Annotated in this window: 20 protein-coding genes and 3 tRNA genes; 15 read left to right on the top strand and 8 right to left on the bottom strand. The window is 36.7% G+C overall.

Annotated features, from left to right (window positions below; genetic code table 11):
* The first annotated feature begins 152 nt into the window (after nt 1–152).
* The 6 genes from FW754_RS02325 to FW754_RS02300 all read left to right on the top strand — a co-directional run bounded on the left by FW754_RS02325 (nt 153) and on the right by FW754_RS02300 (nt 3,124).
* Nucleotides 153–911 carry a Nif3-like dinuclear metal center hexameric protein gene (locus FW754_RS02325; RefSeq protein WP_446323743.1) on the top strand — a complete coding sequence of 253 codons (759 nt, stop codon included), beginning with the start codon at nt 153–155 and terminating at the stop codon, nt 909–911.
* A 166-nt stretch (nt 912–1,077) separates the two neighbouring features.
* Entirely contained in the window at nt 1,078–1,704 is a 627-nt protein-coding gene (locus tag FW754_RS02320) for a superoxide dismutase (RefSeq protein WP_409511930.1), read from the top strand.
* A 413-nt stretch (nt 1,705–2,117) separates the two neighbouring features.
* Nucleotides 2,118–2,193, top strand: a tRNA-Asn gene (locus FW754_RS02315).
* 5 nt (nt 2,194–2,198) lie between these two features.
* Nucleotides 2,199–2,274, top strand: a tRNA-Asn gene (locus tag FW754_RS02310).
* Nucleotides 2,275–2,541: 267 nt separating this feature from the next.
* Nucleotides 2,542–2,617, top strand: a tRNA-Asn gene (locus tag FW754_RS02305).
* Between the two features lie 60 nt (nt 2,618–2,677).
* Nucleotides 2,678–3,124 carry a DUF2726 domain-containing protein gene (locus tag FW754_RS02300; protein WP_446323742.1) on the top strand — a complete coding sequence of 149 codons (447 nt, stop codon included), beginning with the start codon at nt 2,678–2,680 and terminating at the stop codon, nt 3,122–3,124.
* Nucleotides 3,125–3,136: 12 nt separating this feature from the next.
* Here FW754_RS02300 and FW754_RS02295 read toward each other — a convergent pair whose 3' ends face one another.
* Nucleotides 3,137–3,355: a hypothetical protein gene (locus FW754_RS02295; protein ID WP_446323741.1), complete on the bottom strand. Its 219-nt coding sequence runs from the start codon at nt 3,353–3,355 to the stop codon at nt 3,137–3,139.
* 202 nt (nt 3,356–3,557) lie between these two features.
* On the opposite strand from FW754_RS02295, the gene FW754_RS02290 reads away from it, so the two are divergent.
* The 7 genes from FW754_RS02290 (at nt 3,558) to FW754_RS02260 (ending at nt 10,125) form a co-directional block, all read left to right on the top strand.
* Entirely contained in the window at nt 3,558–4,043 is a 486-nt protein-coding gene (locus FW754_RS02290) for an NUDIX hydrolase (protein WP_446323740.1), read from the top strand.
* A 4-nt stretch (nt 4,044–4,047) separates the two neighbouring features.
* Entirely contained in the window at nt 4,048–5,184 is a 1,137-nt protein-coding gene (gene mnmA, locus FW754_RS02285) for a tRNA 2-thiouridine(34) synthase MnmA (RefSeq protein WP_446323739.1), read from the top strand.
* 33 nt (nt 5,185–5,217) lie between these two features.
* Nucleotides 5,218–5,949 (top strand): high frequency lysogenization protein HflD, encoded by a 732-nt coding sequence (gene hflD, locus FW754_RS02280; protein ID WP_409511925.1) that lies wholly within the window; start codon nt 5,218–5,220, stop codon nt 5,947–5,949.
* 57 nt (nt 5,950–6,006) lie between these two features.
* Entirely contained in the window at nt 6,007–7,395 is a 1,389-nt protein-coding gene (gene purB, locus FW754_RS02275; RefSeq protein WP_409511924.1) for an adenylosuccinate lyase, read from the top strand.
* Between the two features lie 98 nt (nt 7,396–7,493).
* Complete coding sequence (locus FW754_RS02270) at nt 7,494–8,123, top strand: DUF2238 domain-containing protein (RefSeq protein ID WP_446323738.1); 630 nt, start codon at nt 7,494–7,496, stop codon at nt 8,121–8,123.
* A gap of 76 nt (nt 8,124–8,199) precedes the next feature.
* Nucleotides 8,200–8,901 (top strand): VIT1/CCC1 transporter family protein, encoded by a 702-nt coding sequence (locus FW754_RS02265; RefSeq protein ID WP_446323737.1) that lies wholly within the window; start codon nt 8,200–8,202, stop codon nt 8,899–8,901.
* Nucleotides 8,902–9,081: 180 nt separating this feature from the next.
* Entirely contained in the window at nt 9,082–10,125 is a 1,044-nt protein-coding gene (locus FW754_RS02260) for an NAD(P)H-dependent flavin oxidoreductase (protein WP_446323736.1), read from the top strand.
* Nucleotides 10,126–10,141: 16 nt separating this feature from the next.
* On the opposite strand, the gene FW754_RS02255 is transcribed toward FW754_RS02260, so the two are convergent.
* Nucleotides 10,142–10,669: a DinB family protein gene (locus FW754_RS02255; RefSeq protein WP_446323735.1), complete on the bottom strand. Its 528-nt coding sequence runs from the start codon at nt 10,667–10,669 to the stop codon at nt 10,142–10,144.
* A gap of 79 nt (nt 10,670–10,748) precedes the next feature.
* Complete coding sequence (dusB, locus tag FW754_RS02250; protein ID WP_446323734.1) at nt 10,749–11,774, bottom strand: tRNA dihydrouridine synthase DusB; 1,026 nt, start codon at nt 11,772–11,774, stop codon at nt 10,749–10,751.
* An 83-nt stretch (nt 11,775–11,857) separates the two neighbouring features.
* On the opposite strand from dusB, the gene FW754_RS02245 reads away from it, so the two are divergent.
* Together FW754_RS02245 and FW754_RS02240 are read left to right on the top strand one after the other, a co-directional pair.
* Nucleotides 11,858–13,060 carry a DUF1615 family protein gene (locus tag FW754_RS02245; protein ID WP_446323733.1) on the top strand — a complete coding sequence of 401 codons (1,203 nt, stop codon included), beginning with the start codon at nt 11,858–11,860 and terminating at the stop codon, nt 13,058–13,060.
* Complete coding sequence (locus tag FW754_RS02240) at nt 13,033–13,677, top strand: HAD-IB family hydrolase (protein WP_446323732.1); 645 nt, start codon at nt 13,033–13,035, stop codon at nt 13,675–13,677. The genes FW754_RS02245 and FW754_RS02240 overlap by 28 nt, the downstream gene beginning before the upstream one ends.
* 1,200 nt (nt 13,678–14,877) lie before the next feature.
* Here the strand turns inward: FW754_RS02240 and FW754_RS02235 are convergent.
* From FW754_RS02235 to proB, 5 genes are all read right to left on the bottom strand, one after another.
* On the bottom strand, nt 14,878–15,522 hold the full coding sequence (locus FW754_RS02235; protein WP_446323731.1) for a hypothetical protein: 645 nt from the start codon (nt 15,520–15,522) through the stop codon (nt 14,878–14,880).
* Nucleotides 15,519–17,237 (bottom strand): PAAR domain-containing protein, encoded by a 1,719-nt coding sequence (locus FW754_RS02230; RefSeq protein WP_446323730.1) that lies wholly within the window; start codon nt 17,235–17,237, stop codon nt 15,519–15,521. The genes FW754_RS02235 and FW754_RS02230 overlap by 4 nt, the downstream gene beginning before the upstream one ends.
* 529 nt (nt 17,238–17,766) lie before the next feature.
* Nucleotides 17,767–17,901 (bottom strand): hypothetical protein, encoded by a 135-nt coding sequence (locus tag FW754_RS02225; RefSeq protein WP_446323729.1) that lies wholly within the window; start codon nt 17,899–17,901, stop codon nt 17,767–17,769.
* A gap of 376 nt (nt 17,902–18,277) precedes the next feature.
* Nucleotides 18,278–18,484, bottom strand: coding sequence for a hypothetical protein (locus tag FW754_RS02220; RefSeq protein WP_446323728.1), 207 nt, complete (start codon nt 18,482–18,484; stop codon nt 18,278–18,280).
* Between the two features lie 667 nt (nt 18,485–19,151).
* Nucleotides 19,152–20,285: a glutamate 5-kinase gene (gene proB / locus FW754_RS02215; RefSeq protein ID WP_446323727.1), complete on the bottom strand. Its 1,134-nt coding sequence runs from the start codon at nt 20,283–20,285 to the stop codon at nt 19,152–19,154.
* Between the last annotated feature and the right edge of the window lie 34 nt (nt 20,286–20,319).

The raw sequence follows: 20,319 nt of genomic DNA, 5'->3' as shown, positions 1-20,319 counted from the left end.
TTTTAATATATTGATGAATCTAACATTTTCATTATTGTAATCAAATTTTAGTCCAATACCTAAATTTCATTTTAAAGATTTGTTCAGCTTTAGTTACAATTCAAAATATGCTTTGATGTCTGTATATTTTTTTGTTCTATTTTAGGTTTGATATGACAACACTTCAGGACATTATTCAGTGGTGTGATCACACCCTCAAAGCAGCAGAATTCAAAGATTACGCACCAAACGGCTTACAAATTGAAGGTAAGACTGAAGTACGTAAAATTTTATGCGCGGTGACTGCATCCCAAGATGCGATTGATGCAGCAATTGCTCAAAATGCTGACCTGTTACTTGTACATCATGGCTTTTTTTGGAAAGGTGAAGCCTACCCTATTACAGGCATGCGTGGTAAACGGATTAAATCACTCATTCAAAATGATATTTCTTTGGTCGGCTACCATCTTCCTTTAGATAGTCACCCAACTTTAGGAAATAATGCTGCCATTGCAGATATTTTAGAGTTAGACAATATTGAACCTTTAGATCCTAGTGAGCGTCATCCTATTGGCAATATTGGCTATTTAAAAAATGCCATCTCACCTGAAGGCTTCAAAAACTTAGTCACTGAAAAATTAGGTTTTAATGCGATTCACTTACCTGCAGAAAAATCACTCATTCAAAAAGTTGGTTTCTGTACAGGTGGTGCACAAGATTTTATTGCTCAAGCAGCAAAAATGAACTGTGACGCCTATATTTCAGGTGAAGTTTCAGAGCGCACCTTCTATGAAGCCAAAGAATTAAATGTGCATTATTATGCCTGTGGGCACCATGCAACTGAACGCTATGGTGTGCAACGACTCGCCAAAGCTATTTCAGAACAGTTTAATATTGAGTATAGTTATTTCGAATTGAACAATCCGATTTAATATTTTGGGTTATTTTCATCGATCTGATTTTGGCATTTTTCTTTATTCGTATAAATTCAGACATTATTGTGTATTGTTATTTGTCGCAATGCACATTTACTCTTAGAATCTATTACAATAAAGCCACTTAATGTCAAAACCCAGCAAAAAGCAAGGAATTGAAAACATGACAACGATTACTTTACCAGCACTTCCATATGGTTACGAAGATCTTGCACCGCACATCAGCAAAGAAACTTTAGAATTTCACCATGACAAACACCACAACACTTATGTTGTAAACCTAAACAACCTGATCAAAGGTACTGACCTTGAAGGTAAAACTTTAGAAGAAATCATCGTTGCTGTTGCAGGCGATGCTTCTAAAGCAGGTGTGTTCAACAATGCTGCTCAAGTATGGAACCACACGTTCTATTGGAACTGTATGGCTAAAAATGGTGGCGGCGCAGCGACTGGTGCTTTAGCGACTAAAATTGATGAGGCTTTCGGTTCTTATGAAAAATTTGCTGAAGAATTTGCTGCCGCTGCAACAACTCAATTCGGCTCAGGTTGGGCTTGGTTAGTTGCTGATAAAGCAAATGGTGACCTTTCTATTCTTAAAACTGCAAATGCAGATACTCCACTTGCTCATGGCAAAGTTGCAGTATTAACAATTGACGTTTGGGAACATGCTTATTACATCGATTTCCGTAATGCACGTCCTGTTTACATCAAAACTTTCCTTGAAAGCCTTGTAAACTGGGATTATGCAAACGCTAAATATGCAGGTCTTGCTGCTGGCGTTGAAAAATAAGAATTAAAATTTTAATTCTTTAAAAAATCGTCCATTTGGGCGATTTTTTTATATTGAATGATACATGTGTACTCAATAAATTGAACCCAGTTTAAAATGGATTAAACAATAGAGTTGTTTTTTCCTATTCCGTGAAAAACACCTATGTAAAAATTTATAATTTTTACAATCCATACTTCTTTATGACTGCAATATAAGATCAAAATATAAAAATTATTGAAAAAACTTAAGCACTGACAATACAAAATGTTGAAATATAATCAAATCATTCACCCAAATGAGTTTAAAAACTTCAAAAATAATCAATATATAAGCAAAAACTTCGAATCTGAACAATAAAAAAACACTTAACCTTTTTTTCTTGTCATTTTGCTTGACCACTTTCCATTTCATCCATAGAATGCGCATCAGATTCTCCAATAGCTCAGTCGGTAGAGCGACGGACTGTTAATCCGCAGGTCCCTGGTTCGAGCCCAGGTTGGAGAGCCATCTATTCTTCCATAGCTCAGTCGGTAGAGCGACGGACTGTTAATCCGCAGGTCCCTGGTTCGAACCCAGGTGGAAGAGCCAGATTCTAAAAAGCCCACTCATTATGAAGTGGGCTTTTTTATGCATATATTTTCTAAAATAGCTCTTCAATAATGCCAAATCACATAAAGATAATACTGTAGCCTCCTCTTAAAATAAAAGGCAATCCATTTACCTTTAATCATATAAGCATAATGTTCAATTAAACTTAATAATGCTTATTTTTAAAACATTTAAATAAAAAATATGGCTTTTTATGACTTTCTTCCTTGACCGATTCGCATTTGCCACATAGAATGCGCATCAGATTCTCCAATAGCTCAGTCGGTAGAGCGACGGACTGTTAATCCGCAGGTCCCTGGTTCGAGCCCAGGTTGGAGAGCCAAATTCTGAAAACCCACTCAATTGAGTGGGTTTTTCTTATTTAACTGATTTTTTCATTCTCATGCCTGACACATCACAGTTAGTCTTTTTTTTCATTGGTTGCTGTGCAACGTTGGCACTCTTGTTTATTCTTTTTGGACAGCGTTTTTTTCATTCTCAAGATTATTATGCTCGCAGAGTGATTACCCCATTTGAACAAAAAATGTTTCTCCGTTTAAATGAAGCTTTTCCACAACACCACATTCTTGCACAAGTCGCCTTTAGCGCACTGATCACCAGCCAACAATATAAACTACGAGCGAAATTCAATCGTAAAGTGACTGATTTTGTGATTTTAGATATGCAAATGCAGGTGATCGCAATTATTGAACTTGATGATCCTTCCCACATTGGCAAGAAGAAGGAAGATGCAATGCGAGATAAGATGTTAACTCAGGCAGGTTACAAGGTTTCTCGTTATACCGAAATCCCAAGTATTCGAACATTAAAAAAAGATATTATTCACTAAAAATAAAAGCACTTAATGTGCGACTACAGTTGAAACATGTTCAGCCGTTTCTTGAGTTTCACGCTCTGCAATTCTCTGAGCTTGTTCCAATCGAATTTGATCATATTCACGTTTATTTTCTGCATCATTTTTTGCCGCAAAAAAAACAATCGCCAAAATTACGATTGGAATCATGACTGCTAAGGTTCCAAACAGAATAATACGGGATTTTTTTTGGGAATCATTTTGCATCATCACAGTCCTACAATTTCATGCACAACAAACTACTCGATTTATTGTAATGACACAATCCTTGGCAAGGATTTTCCTAGCAATACTATGTATGATCATCTCTTACAATTTAAAGTCGTCTAAACATAGAAATCGTAAATCGACATAGCCACCACGCTCTAAATTTTGTAGAATAAGCCCTCTCTTTCCTATGGTGCTGATCATGACCGCTTGGACTGCCCACGTTACTGTTGCAACCGTTGTCGAAAAAGACGGAAAATTCCTGTTTGTAGAAGAACATGGCGAAGGTGTAATGCATACTGTGTTCAATCAACCTGCGGGTCATGTCGAAGCAGGTGAATCTATTATTCAAGCGGCAATTCGTGAAACCATGGAAGAAACAGGTCATGCGGTCGATGTCGATGCCTTACTTGGCATTTATACTTATACCCCCCCTATGTTTCCTGACCGTACTTATTATAGATTTTGCTTTTTAGCGCATGTACTTGAATATTTCCCTGAAGCTGAACTTGATACAGGCATTGTCGGCCCAAAGTGGATGACACTCGATGAATTACTCGAAACCGCTCGCGCACGTAGCCCCTTAGTGATTAAAGCTGTACAAGATGCGCTTTCTGGGCAAAAATACCCACTTTCGCTCATCTATGAGCACCAAAACTCTCCTTTCATCTCAAATTTGGATGCCTAATCCTATGCAACAACGTGTCATCGTCGGTATGTCGGGTGGTGTAGATTCATCTGTTTCTGCTGCACTTTTACTTCAACAAGGATATCAAGTTGAAGGGCTTTTCATGAAAAACTGGGAAGAAGATGATGGTACGGAATATTGCACCGCTATGGATGACCTTGCCGATGCGCAAGCCGTCTGCGATAAAATTGGCATCAAACTACATACAGCAAACTTTGCAATGGAATATTGGGATCGTGTGTTTGAGCATTTTCTAGCAGAATATGCTGCGGGTCGAACGCCAAATCCTGACATTTTATGTAATAAAGAAATTAAATTTCGTGCTTTTTTAGATCACGCCGTAAACTTAGGTGCAGACTTTATTGCTACAGGTCATTACTGTCGTCGTAGCGCAACACAAACCAATTCTAAAGGTGATCAATATGCACCTTTACTACGTGGTGTAGATAATAACAAAGACCAAACTTACTTTTTACATGCTGTACATGGCCGTGAAATTAATAAGACATTATTCCCTGTTGGTGAAATTGAAAAGCCTCAAGTACGCAAGATTGCAGAAGAACTAGGTCTAGCAACTGCGAAGAAAAAAGACTCTACAGGTATTTGTTTTATTGGTGAACGCCGTTTTAATGACTTTTTAAAACAATACCTTCCGGCACAACCAGGTAAAATCGTACTTGATGATGGGAAAGTGGTTGGTGATCATCACGGCTTAATGTACTATACGCTCGGTCAGCGTGGCGGCATTGGTATTGGTGGACTAAAAGGTACTGAAGAAGGTGCTTGGTTTGTTCTACATAAAGATATTGAAAATAATCGCCTCGTGATTGGTCAAGGCCACGAACATCCGCTCATGCAAAGCACTATGCTGTGGTCTGAAGCGATTGACTGGGTTGCAGGTGAACAAGCAATTCCTGAAACAGGTTTCCGCTGTACTGCAAAAACACGTTATCGCCAAGCCGATCAAGCCTGTACATTGTTTAAAGATAGCAATACATCCAATGGAGTACGTGTTGAGTTTGATGAACCGCAACGTGCTGTTACTCCAGGTCAAAGCGTTGTATTCTATACAGATGAAGTGTGTTTAGGTGGTGGTGTTATTCATCATACCAATGCACCAAAACCTGATTTTATTGACTAACATCATGATCATTAATGTGTAAAGGAATTAGGCATGGTTGAGTTGCCCTTTCAACAGCCTCAAACACTCAACCAACGTCAAAATAGAGCTTTGGCGTTGGCTGCCGTTTTTCAGGCAACACAGTTAACGCATATGACAGCCCTATCTGGTCGCCAAAACGTGGGGGACAGTAGCAACTTTTATTTTGAACAATTGATAAAAGCTAGCCTTAATATTCGTTCAAGTAAAACTGCATCATGCCAAACACTCAATTTTTTTACCCAATTGGCCGATATCTCACTTGGTCTAAAAACATTAGAAAGTAGTATTAGTCAGCCGTTCAATACCTCACCTAAATCAAAATTGCCTAAACTATCCGCTGCAAAACTACCCATGTCCTATGCCATGTCGCTTTTAGCATTGGAAAAAAAGGTTTATAGCAACCCTAAATATGTCGAAATTATTGAGCAGTCTCAGCAAAAAATACTGCGACAACTGTCTTTTTTCGACAATAATTATATGCACCCCAGCATTATTGCCAACTTAGCGCAAACCTATGTAGAAACAGCAGGACAAATTAATCCTCGCATTATGGTTCGCGGCAATGCTGAGGCATTTAAAGATTCATCCCATACCAACCGTATTCGTGCTTCGCTCTTTACAGGCTTACAGATGGCGCACTTGTGGCGACAGCTCGGTGGTAGTTCGTGGAATATGATTTTCAGTAAACGTAAGTTACTTCAAGATATTCAGGATCTCGCTCGTTTACAGTATCAGGTGGTTTAACTGATGTGTAACACGCTTTTTTGTTTTACGTTTAATTCCAGCCTTTAAGGAATCGTTATGAACGCTTTAACCGCACTTTCTCCATTAGATGGACGCTACGCTAGCAAATGTGATGCTCTTCGTCCTTTCCTCTCTGAGTTTGGCTTAATCCATGCTCGTGTGACCGTTGAAGTACGTTGGTTGCAAGCGCTTGCAAATCGTCCTGAAATCACTGAAGTTCCACCATTTTCTACTGTAACCAATACAGCTTTAGATGCGATTTTGACTGATTTCTCCGAAGCCGATGCCAATCGCATTAAAGACATTGAACGTACAACGAACCACGATGTAAAAGCGGTTGAATATTTCCTAAAAGAAAAAATTGCACACATTGATGAGCTTAAAAATGCAGGTGAATTCATTCACTTTGCGTGTACATCTGAAGATATTAACAATTTGTCTCATGCATTAATGCTCAAAAGCGGTCGTGAAGTCCTTGTTGAATCTATGCAACAAATCGTTGATGCGATTGCAACTCTTGCTGAAACACATGCAGAACAACCTATGTTGTCACGTACACATGGCCAAACTGCAAGCCCAACAACTTTGGGTAAAGAAATGGCAAACGTGGCTTACCGCCTTGCACGTCAAATCAAACAATTTAAACAAGTTGAATTGTTAGGTAAAATTAATGGTGCTGTAGGCAACTATAACGCTCACTACTCTGCTTACCCTGAAATTAACTGGCCTGCACATTCGCAAGCTTTTGTTGAATCTTTAGGTTTAGATTTCAACCCGTACACCACACAAATTGAACCACACGATTACATCGCTGAAATGTTCGATGCATTACGCCGTTTCAATACAATCTTAATCGATTTTAACCGTGATGTTTGGGGTTATATCTCTCTAGGTTTCTTCAAACAACGTTTGAAAGATGGCGAAGTAGGCTCTTCAACGATGCCACACAAAGTAAACCCGATTGACTTTGAAAACTCTGAAGGAAACTTAGGTCTTGCCAATGCAGTCCTTGCTCATCTTGGCGAAAAATTGCCAATTTCTCGCTGGCAGCGTGATCTGACTGACTCAACTGTTCTTCGTAACATGGGTGTTGGCTTAGCACAAAGCTTAATCGCTTTTGAAGCATGCTTAAAAGGGATTGGTAAACTTGAGCTCAATGCAACACGCATTAATGAAGATTTAGACAATGCACAAGAAGTATTGGCTGAACCAATTCAAACCGTTATGCGTCGTTACAATGTGGAAAAACCATACGAAAAATTAAAGGCGTTGACTCGTGGTCAAGCAATGACGCGTGACATGATGGTTGATTTTGTCAATGGTAACGAACTTGAAGCTGTACCAGTAGCAGACCGTGCACGTTTAGCCGAAATGACACCTGCAACTTATACAGGTAATGCCGCTGAGCAAGCAAAACAAGTTAAAGATTTAATTTCAAAAATCTAAAAACTTACAAACATCATTCTTAAAAAACGAAGCTTCGGCTTCGTTTTTTATTCTATTCTGTTTAAACTAGCATGGACTAAACGTAAGAAAACAATAACATGCTCCATACAACAATCTATCACAGCTTCACTCAAAAACACTGGTTCACTTTAACTATACTTTTTATTGCAATCATACTTGCCAGCATCCATCCATTAGAATTTTCATCTTATCTATTGCATCAAGTCGGTACGGCTTTCATGTTGATTGTACTGATTCTCTGTCAAAAGAAAATTGGACTGAGTTTCTCTACATTCCTCCTTTATATATGCTTTTTACTTGTGCATGTTTTAGCGGCACATTATCTCTATTCTTATGTCCCCTATAATGATTGGATGATTCAATATCTACATTTTGACCTGAACAACGCCATGGGTTGGGATCGTAATATGTTCGATCGTTTAGTACATTTTTTTTATGGTCTATTGTTATATCCATTTTTTTATCGACTATTTCAAGTTTGGTTACCCAGTCTAAGTCCCAAAATATGGTTTATTCTGGTGATTCAATTTGTCATGGCAAGCAGTTTATTTTATGAATGGATTGAATGGTGGATTGCTATTGGCTTATCTCCCGAAGAAGCCGAAAACTACAACGGCCAACAAGGTGATATTTGGGATGCACACAAAGATATGTTCCTTGCAACGATTGGTGCCGTATTTGCAGGACTATTTTTAAGTAAAAAGTGATCCATACCAAGCATGACAACGTAACGCAATTACATTAACATTGCACCCACTAAAATAATATTGAGAATCATTTATAATGTCATATTCACAACATCCTGAGCAACATTTTATCCATCGTACAGGATGGTTACGTGCCTCAGTCTTAGGGGCAAATGATGGCATTATTTCGGTAACAAGCCTTGTTATGGGAATGGCTGCCAGTGGTGCATCTACACACACATTGCTAATTACCTGTATTGCAGGCTTAATTTCAGGTGCAACCTCTATGGCTGCGGGTGAGTATATTTCTGTCAAATCACAAGCTGACATTGAGGAAGCCGATTTAAAATTTGAAGCTCAAGAGTTAGACCGCAATCCGCATTTAGAACTTAAAGAACTGACACAAATTTATATTCATCGCGGACTCTCACCTGAATTAGCACATGAAGTCGCTGTTCAATTGACGGATAAAGATGCACTTGCAGCCCATGCGCGAGATGAAATTGGTATTGTTGATGCCACATCTGCAAAACCAATTCAAGCGGCACTGTATTCTGCCCTATCCTTTTCAATGGGTGCATTATTTCCAACATTATCCATTTTATTTACGCCTGAGCAATATATTGAATCATCAGTAATCATTGTTGGTGTGATTTCTCTTGCCTTACTTGGTGCATTATCGAGTTATTATGCAGGAACATCGTTATGGAAAGGCAGTTTACGTGTCACGATGTGGGGTATTTTAGCCATGGCTTTTTCAAGTTGGATTGGATCGATGTTCCAAGTGACACCGCTTTAATACACTACGCCTTTTAAATGAAGACAGTAAAGTCCAACACTGTCTGATTATTTAAGGCAAACAATATAAGCTCACCAATAAGGTATATTTAAAATACATTTTTTAAATAAATAACCAACATAATTTGCATATTACTAAAGGCTTGGGCAAAGTAATCCGATCAACAACAGGAGCAAGCGTATGTCTTTCGTCCAACAACTCGGCATTAAACACCCGATTTTACTCGCACCAATGGCAGGCGTTTCAACTCCGGAGTTAGCCGCCGAAGTATCCAATCAAGGTGGACTTGGTTCACTCGGCTTAGGTGCAAATTCTGTTGAATCTGCACGTAAACAAATTTTAGACACGCAAGTCCTAACCGATCATCCCTTTCAAGTTAATTTTTTCTGCCATGAATCTGTTGAATCTAGTGCTGAATCACAGCAAATTTGGATTGATTACATTCGTCCTGTATTTGAAAAATACAATAGCCCTGCACCGACGGAATTAAAACGTATTTATCCAAGTTTTAAAGATAATGATGACTTTCTCAATTTAGTTTTAGAAACTAAACCCAAAGCTGTGAGTTTTCATTTTGGCATTCCACATCCACATCAAATTACCAAACTCAAAGAAGCAGGTATATTAACTTTAGTATCTGCAACCAATCTTGCTGAAGCTCGTGCCATTGAAAAGGCAGGCATCGATATCATTATTGCTCAAGGTATTGAAGCAGGAGGACATCGTGGTATTTTCAATCCTACTTTTGATGCAGCGATTACAACTGCAGATTTAGTTCGATTGATCACTCAAAATTGCACTCTGCCCGTAGTTGCAGCGGGTGGTATTATGAATGGACAACAAATCAAATACATGCTGAACTTGGGTGCAAGTGCTGTGCAACTTGGGACAGCATTCGTCCAATGTAAAACTTCAAGTGCCAACTCTACTTATCGTCAAGCCTTACTGAATCAACCGATTACTCAAGTGACTGCAAGTATTTCAGGTCGTCCTGCACGCGGCATTATCAACCATTGGCAAATGGAAATTGATTTACCTGAACGTCCTAAAACTGCACCTTATCCTTATGCTTATGATCTTGCTAAACAGTTGAATGCTTTGGCTATAAAAAATGGCGATGTTGGTTATGGCGCTTTTTGGGCAGGTAGTAATGTCGCTCAAATTCGTGAACTTGAAGCAAGAGATTTAATTAATCAATTGATTTTAGAAATGAATCAAATATAAAGCATATTTGATGTAGTTATGCCTGATTAGAATTGGCTTTGGCACTCCCTTGTTCTACAAGCATATAAACCAAATCCAATTCTGGACATTCATAACCCATTGCTGTCATAGCAGCTGTAACCTGTCCACGATGATGCGTACCATGATTGAAAACATGCAATAAAGTTGGCATAAATGGTAACGTTAACTGTTCACCATTTACTCGGGTATAGCTTAAATTTCCGTGTAAACGTTCATGATCGAGTGTTTCAATAAAGGGAAGCCACTGATAAGACTTTAATCGTAATTGCTCTAAACTCTTATTTCGGTCTGCTTCAATAATATTATTGAGTTTTAAGCTTGGTGATATTCCCTGTGCAAATCGCGAATACCATAAATAATGTTCACCGAGTAATAAGTGATTCAAAGTTCCAAATATACTCTTAAAATGAAGCCCTACATCTTTATAAAAATCATCATCAGATACACTTTCTAAATTTTGACATAGCCGCTGAGTTGCCCAAATATTGTATTGCGCCATGAGCAATAAACTGTCTAAATCCATCTATTTTCCCTAACAAATTCTCACACTAAACTGATTCAACCATACGACAAAGGCAACTTTAATTTCTCTATATTTCAACTTATTTAGTATCGAGTAAATTCACTTGCTCAACTTGAACATCGCTCATAATGTTTCCTTCCGAAAGTAAATGATTGAAATACGCTTCAACCACTTTAGCCTGATCAGCAGTATTTTCAACCTTATACATACTTTGACGAAATTCATTACTCGAACGTAAGCCTTTGGTGTACCAAGCAATATGTTTACGTGCAATACGGCAACCTGAATATTCACCATAAAACTGATATAGCTCAGATAAATGCCCTAAAAGTACATCTTTGACTTCTTGAATTTCAGGCGCTGCTAAATGCTCACCTGTTTGTAAATAATGGGCAATTTCACGAAAAATCCACGGACGACCTTGCGCAGCACGTCCAATCATGACTGCATCCGCACCGGTATAATCCAATACATACTTGGCTTTTTCAGGGCTATCAATATCACCATTGGCGATGACGGGAATCGATAGCATGCTTTTAACGTCTTTAATCAAGCTATAACGTGCTGTATTTAAATACATATCTTCACGTGTACGACCATGTAAAGCAAGTGCTGCAATGCCTGCTTCTTCAGCACGTTTTGCAACGCGCATGATATTTTCATTACCATTCAAATAACCCAAACGTGTCTTTAAGGTTACAGGGACATCAACCGCTGCAACAACTGTATCTAAAATACGCGCAACCAAATCTTCATCTTTGAGTAATGCCGAACCTGCAAGCTTGCTACAGACTTTTTTAGCAGGACAACCCATATTAATATCGACAATTTGTGCGCCATTCGCCACTTGATAACGTGCTGCTTCAGCTAATTCTTGAGGCTCAGAACCTGCAATCTGTGCAGAAATAGGCGCAAGTTCGCCATCAAAATTTGCACGATACAAACTTTTTTTACTCATTCGTAAAGTTTGATCTGATGTCATCATTTCACTGACCGCATGCCCTGCACCAAAGTACTTACAAAGTGTTCTAAAAGGGCGATCTGTCACACCCGCCATCGGAGCAACGATTAAATTATTTGACAGTTGATACGGACCGATATACATATATATTCATACATTTTTTGACGATCATAGTATACTGCAACCTTGTTTCTGACTCACCCTTTTCTGGATGCGTTTTCATCATTATGAAAAAATCTGTACATCGTAATTTATTCGTTCGTAGCAGTGCTTTGCTTGCACTGACAATCAGCATTGCTGGCTGTGGTAATGGTTCATGGTGGTCTAATGATGACGAGCCAAAATTAGAAAGTGATCAAATCAGAAAACTCATTCCCTCTCGGGTTAATGATCGCTCGTCTTGGGCAAAAGATATTTACGCAATTACTGAAGAGTTAAAAATTCCACGCAATAAAGAGAATATCTGTTCAATTATTGCTGTCGTCGATCAAGAGTCGAACTTTATTGCCAATCCTAATGTTCCCGGTCTAGGTGCAAAAGCGGTTAAAGAAGTCAGTAGTCGTTTACAAGAAAAATTTGAAGATAAATTAGGTACAACCATTGGTGCACCATTGGCAGGCTATTTTCAGGATGTCTTAAAAAATCAACCATCACCTGAAAATAATTATTTAAAGCAAATGAGCAAAGTCAAAAATGAAAAAGAGCTCGATGTATTATACCGAGAAATTTTTGCTTATATGTCAAAGCATTATCACGTAAGTGCCTTAACAGGTGCTGCCAAATTGGTTGGGCAGGATTTTGCCGAAAAATTAAATCCAATTACGACTCTGGGTTCAATGCAAGTCCATATCAACTACGCCAAAGATAATAAGCGTAGCAGTATGAATATCAATGAATTGCGTGATGATTTATATACTCAATACGGCGGTTTATACTATGGGATTCATCGTTTAATGATGTATCCTGCAAATTATGACAAACCAATTTATCGTTTTGCAGACTATAACTCAGGTATGTATTCAAGTCGCAATGCAGCATTTCAAAAAATGATAGAAAAATCATCCGGTATCGATTTAGATCTTGATGGTGATTTGCTGTCCTATGATAAAAATGGCAATCCACGCGCCGCAACAACAACCACTGAAAAAGCCCTGCTCAATCTATTTGTACAAAATAATGTTTTAATTACACCACGTCAGTTACGTAATGATTTAGAAAAAGAGAAAGAAAAAGGCTTTGAAAAAACACAGACTTATGCTGCTGTTTCTAAAATTTATACTGAAAAAACTCAAAAAGATCCTATTTATGCCATTATGCCTGAAGTCGTTATTTCAGGCCCTAAACTGAGCCGTGACTACAATACCAATTGGTATGCAAGCCGGGTCAATGGACGATATGACACATGCATACAACGGGCAAAAAGAATATAAATCTCGCATTATTTGATTTTGATGGAACCCTGTGTAAAAAAGACAGTTTCACAGGATTCATTTTCTATGCTTTATCTAAAAGACATATTGTGAAGCAAGGTCTTAAAATACTACCTTGGATTCAAGCGTATTATTTAAATATTTATCCTGCCAACTCAATGCGCATAAAACTTTTTAATGCCATGTTTAAAGATGCTAAAGCTTCTGAAATACAAGATATTGCTGAGGAATATGCACATCAGTTGATGGGACAATTAGATGTCAAAATCTATCAACAATTATTAGATCACCAAGAACAAGGGGATGATGTTGTTCTCGTTTCCGCCTCTATTGATATTTATTTAGAAATTATTTGTCATCTTTTAAATATAAATTTGATTTGCACAGGTACTAAAATCATTAATGGGAAATATTCAGGTGACTATTCCACACCCGATTGCAGTTGCGAACAAAAAAAAATACGCATTTTAGAACGATATAATCTTGATCAATATCAAAAAATTTATGCCTATGGTAATAGTGAAGAAGATTTAGATATGCTTAGCCTTGCCGATTTCAAATATATGGTCGGAGAAGATCGAGTTTTACCCCAAATAGCGAAGGAAGAATTTAACTAACAATATTTATTTATGTCGATATTTTTAAAAATATATAGTTTTTTTAGCAATGTATCACTCTCCTTCGCTCACTCACGCCTTTTGTTTTTGAATAGTGCTGTACTAGTGTAGCCGTTTACTGTGTTTTTTCGATCAGGAAAAATTCACTCTAGCTTATCTTGTTAGATGACATGATTGTAAATTTTATAAATAAAAAAGTCCGATGAATTTTATTGGACTTAATTTTAGGCCTCGTTAATTTAAATATTCACATCCATATGAATCTAATTTTTAATTTATATAATCAGCCACACTACCTTTGGTAGTTTTTAAAATTTCACTAGTTGAACCAGCAACGATATATGTGATTAAAGTGACATAATCATGTTTTTTTACGACAACCTAATAGATATAATGATTGTATTCTTCTGAGTCATACCCACTATTTAATCTATATAGAACTTTATTATCCTCAATATTAGCTAAATACTCACTTGCCATTTTCTTGACTAAATCACATAAGCAAATGGAAAGTTTTCATCAAAATTATTTTTTCTTATTAATTTCCTATTATTTCGATCATAAACTTTTCACTTCTCGAAGATCATCCCTTTCATAGTTTTATTAAAGTAATGTAGAACACCTTATTCTATATATATCTTCTTTCCACAGCTTAAAGGTTGTCAGGTAGTTTCACAATCTGAATGTTTATACCATCATGCCCACTCCTGTTTATAATTTCATTGCCATTTTTATCATAATAAGTTCTAAAGGAACTCCGTATGTATTATCAGCAACCTCCTTATACTCATTAATAGCAAATTTCTTTTTTATTATCATAATGATCCCACTCTCCCATGATGCACTGTTTAGCATAAGCTGATTCACTTAATAAAATTAAAAATATTTTGACTTAAAATTTCATTTAACCGACTCTCTTAAAATATCCGATTACCATTACAATGTATCAATTCGATCATCTGTTATCATTTTTTATAACTCATAATATTTGCAGTCTATTTTTCATAGCCAAAAAAGTCATGATGGTTAACTTGTGATAACGAGAAAGGGGAAATATAGTTCAACTCAGGTTTCTTTTTAAGCTTAAAAACAGGAACTGTTCTCTGACTACTTGTTCTTTGGGGAAACTAGTGATGTTGATACACACACCACATCCTTGTGGTATGACACTTTATATATTCAAAGAATACAGATAAATAATTAAGGCGATGCCTCTACAACGTTATCTAATCCATAGTCACCATAACCAATTTTTAAAATTTCCCCAGTTGTTCCATCTACTTTAAATTCAAAAATTGGAATATTAGGATTAGGATTAACATGAACAACTACTGAATATATTGGGCGATTAGATTTTTCTTCATCAATAATTCTAGAAAGCTTATATAAAGTGTGCTTATCTTCAATATTTATTGAGTATTCACTTTCCATTTTTTTAATGAGGTCACATAAACTAAACTTATAATCTTTATCCATATCATAAATAGTTAAAGTACCTGTTTTTTTATCGTAACTTTTTGATTTACCAAACTCCATGTCATGAATATGTCGACTAAAAGAATATAGGCTTCCATTTGCATCATATCTTTTTTCTACCAAATAAGGAGTATCTAAGATAGTTATAAACTGCCTATATTCCCCATTCCCTAAAGGCTGGTTTTCCACTTTATTTCCATGTTTATTAACATCTATCCTAGTATTTTTTTTCACTAACTTGTTATAGTTCTCCAGATCGAACTTCTGACTATTATCATAACCATCTAACTCTTCAAAAATGCACTGTTTAGCATGGGCTAAACCACTAAAAACAAATAAAATTAAAAATATTTTGACTAAAAATTTCATTTAACAGCACCTCTTAGAATATCCCATTGCCATTTCCATGTATCATAGCGCACCGAATCTTGACCACTTTTATAACCCATAATGTTTGAAGTTGCTTTTTCAAGATGCATAAAATCTGGGTGTGTTACTTCTGGTAAGCCATAAGGATAAATGTATTTAAATAATGGATAATTAGATAATTCATAAACAGGCTTTGCATACTTATTTGTTCCTTCTCGCAGATAATCCATATGAGTATGATATAAACCTAAACCATGCATTCCCTCATGTACCAAAGTCATTACATCTCGCCCCTCAAACATAATGCCTATTTTTTTACCGCGTAATGCAAAGCCATTGGCTTGCTCACTTTTATTCCCCATAAAAAATAATAAATAATAATTTTGTATGTTTGATTCCTTTAAAGTACTATAAAATTTATTTTGTAATGCCTTTAAATAGTTATCTCGCTGAACTGTTTTTAATAAACCATATTGACTTGTTACAAAAGCAGATTCTCCCATAACTCCTGTAAAATGCTGGTCATCGCTCATATCCATAGCTATCTTTTGAATCACTAGAATAACCAATGACTGATAAAGTCCTTTATAAAACAGTTTAAGCTCCTCTTCCTTTACTCCACCTTTCAAAGTCTCTGTTGGTTTTAGTGGGTTAGGAGTAGATACCTCACCAAAAAAAACATTCAGTTGTTTTACATCGTTATATGCATTTGCTAATAGTTTAAATTGCCCTGCGAACTTCTTATCTCCTGCTATATATGCCCATACTTTTATATATTGAGCAAAAGGATTGCCCTTTAAACATTGAATTTTAAGTTTAGTTGAAACTTCTCGGTTGGTTGCATCAGGTGTAAATGCTTTATCTAGTGCTAAAGTAAAAGCTTGAGTATTCCCATTGATCGAAATAAATTGGCCATCAAATTCAAGTTCAACCTTTTCAGGCTTTTGACCTTGCACATTTGCAATTAAACGCAATTCTGCTGTTGTTGGTGGCATTAAAAAAGGTAATGTTTCTTCTTCAGGTGAGTTTTCTTTTGCTACTCGATTTTGATGTTCATGATTGAGGCGTTCCACAACATCTTCAGCGAACAAATTTAAGTATGGCGTATAATATTCATTTAATGGTGCTGAACGATCTGCAATACTTTGTTTTTCATATTCTGTTTTTAAATCTTCATACGCCGATGGATTAGGTGTTTTAGGTGTGTAACCACTTTTATGACTACCTAAAATAATATCTTTATAGGGTGGCTCACCTTGTACTTGTGGCGCAACAGGACTGTCATCCTCTCTTAACCAGTCGAAACCGAACTCACCTTTATAATTTCGGTTCGGTCTAAAAAATATAAGGGTTTGTCCTGTTTTATTCGTTTTTTCATCAACTAGTGAATTATTTTTTATTTCACTTGAGTTACTAATAGTCATAGCCCTTGAATGACTTGATCTTGATCCACACTCACGTATAGCAAGATCAGATATTTTCATATAGCGTGAGCCACAAGTAGATAAATCCCCATCAACAATTGGGTTTTTCCCATTAATTTGAATAAAACCTCTTTCGCTTCCAAGGGCTTTAGACATAACTTTGCATTTGGGACAGTAGTGCGTCATACCTTCTAGGTGAATACCTCTGCCATCGACTTGCCAAAAATCAGCACATTGTTCAATTCTTCCACCATGAGTGGTATAACATTCTTTTGTTATAAATGCCGGCATATTCCATACTCTTATAAAATTATAGTTAAATTCTTCACATTTATAGCGTGTTTTTAAGAAAATTTAAACAATAAGTGTTTTCAAAGTACATTTATACTAACGGTTGATTATTCCTCAATATTTCATTTAACATGACAAACCATGACGTTTTTAAGTTATTTTAAATTCTAAGCTTTCCACATTACAACGAGTTCGTCATATTTAAACCTATAGAATTCGATACCTTTAGACAATATTAGCAATAACAACATGTTTGATTCGAGCTCGCTTAATTACAGTTTTCCTTGATGTACCTTATATGGATTACAGATTCTTTTTACTAATTAATTATTTATGATTCATCAAGGAAGTTTAACGAATTTAGTCACCCCTCATTCAATTATAAAACAAACACTTAACTTGAATACAAATAAACCTAAATGAAGTACAAAATGACATTAATAAATCAAAGAAAATATTAGTGTGCCTTATGGCTATTTACCCTTAAATAGACTTACGAAACAGTTATTTATTGAATATCGCATAAACCCTATACCGTATAGTTTTCAAGCCTATTTATTCCAAAAGTAGTAGACTTTGTTTTTTCGGCTAATAAATTAATAACTTCTTTTAATGAAATAAATTCGAGGCTTTCATCTTCTTTTATTAAATCTAATAAATCCATACATACCTCCCATATCACCCCGAAAAAAAAAATTAAGCCAATACACTTAAGTAGTGTATTTTCGCCCTGTCAGGCTATACTAAACGGTGTTATTTTAATCAACATAGTGATTCATTGCTAGTTATTGCACGTCCTAGCCTGTCGTACTTATATAGACTTTTTAAATAGGATAATGTCGGGGTCATCTTCTTGGTGTAGATGGTCGGCAAATTTTTCAATGTCAAGGTTTAGTAAGTATTGATTAAAATACTTATGGTGTTATGCCCTGTAATTTTTGCCAGTACCTCTATAAGGAGCTTTGCATTCTTAACCATTCAGGAAAAAGCTTCATGCCGTGTGTCGTGGAATGTTAAATCCTTAATTTTTAATTTACCCTTTAATACTTGGGTAAAGTATGCAGAACCATCAGCAACTTTATTTTTGACAGTGCTAAGGTCTCTATTCCATCCATATAACTTAAAATCTCAATAGCACGTTTTGATAAAGGGACTTTTCCAGCTGTGCCATTCTTTGTGATTTCAAGCTCTACATGCTTGTCATATATATCTGCCCACTTTAAACCTGTGATTTCGCTTGTTCTCATTGTTGTTTCAATGGCAAAAATAAACGCCCATTCCTAAACTGAATCATGTCCAATTATCCAAGCTGATTAATAGGCTTCTTCATTAACCGTTGGAATGATTTTATATAGCTATTCAAAATAATAACTTCCACATGTCCACCTCTTTTATGTGGTTTGATCTTTTCAGCATAGAGCTGTATCAGATCGGCAAATGCCATGTCGGATAGGTTTTTTAATTTTTCTTGTCTTTTCTGCTCTGTAAGGTGAATACCCTTTGCTATTTATTTTTTTATCTCATCACATCTTAATCGTGCATCTTTGGCATTGAGTACCTTTGGGTACTCTCTCAATGTGACTGTGTTCTTTTTACCATCGAGCGTATTATAGAGAACCTTACACATCATGCGACCTGTTAGGGGATACGAACAAATACAGCATTCACTGTCATTGATTTTTTGTAATTTGGAGGTTGGCTTAATAGCATCAATTTGCAATTTGGATAAAATGAGTATTCCCTCAATAACTCACACGGTTGGGAGGTTTTAAAATTTATAGCGATTAATTTTAAAACCTCCCATTTAATCTCCATTTAACCTCTCACCCTAGTCTATTGCATGCTTTTTGCACGACACAACAAAAAGGCTCTACCCCTTGCAGAATAAAGCCTTAGCGTTATGTTGCGTTATTGCTAATATATTGCCATATGATTACGATGAATCATTTCAAGTGAACGAGCTTCACCTAGCACTTGATGCACTTTATCTGATGATAAACCTTTCACAATTTCAGCTGAACGAGAACTAAAATTCACACGCCCAACTGCAATCCGATTACCTGCAATATCAACGCATTCCACTACATCACCACGTTCAAAATGCCCTTCTACAGCTTTTACACCCACAGGCAATAAACTACGGTGATTTTCTTTAATCGCTTTTACAGCTCCATCATCAATAACCAAACGCCCTGCTGTTTGCAAATGTGCTGCAAGCCATTGTTGATGTGCTGTGACGCGGTCATCATCGGTTATAAAGAACGTACCGAGCAATTCACCTGACATTAAACGTGAAAGTACATTGTCACTTTCACCACTTGCAATGAGCGTTGGACAACCTGACTTTGCCGCCAAACGTGCAGCACGAACTTTGGTCAACATGCCACCACGACCAAACTTACCACCGCCGCCCGCCATATCAAACAGTGTTTCATCCATCGCACGAACCGTTGAAAACAATTTCGCATTGGGATTTGAACGTGGATCTGAGTCAAACATACCCTGCTGATCGGTCAAAATAATTAACAAATCGGCATGGACTTGACCTGCAACCATCGCAGCTAAAGTATCGTTATCTCCAAAGCGAATTTCATCTGTGGAAACAGTGTCATTTTCATTAATAACAGGAATCACACGCCAATCAATTAAATTTTGTAATGCATCACACGAATTTAAGTAACGGCGACGATCTGCTAGATCATCGTGAGTCAATAAAACCTGAGCCGTTTGAATAGAATGTTGCTCTAACACACTTGACCACGTATGAATCAAGCCCATTTGCCCAATAGCCGCACAAGCCTGAAGACTTGGTAGATCGGTGGGTCGGTTGTCAAGCTTCATACGAACCATACCTTCAGCAACCGCACCTGAAGACACCAAAATAATTTCATGTCCTACACGATGTAAATCGGCAATTTGTTTTGCCCAATGCGAAATTGCATTGAGATCCAAACCCTTGCCATTTGCTGTAAGTAATGCAGATCCGATTTTCACAACAATGCGTTTTAACGCACCAAGCTGACGTTGCCCATCCACCACTTCTACCATTTTGCCCTCAGTTATCCTTTTCCAAAGCCTTCAC

This window comes from Acinetobacter sp. 1207_04, assembly GCF_052850415.1.
This window is presented reverse-complemented; position numbering and strand designations above follow the sequence as displayed.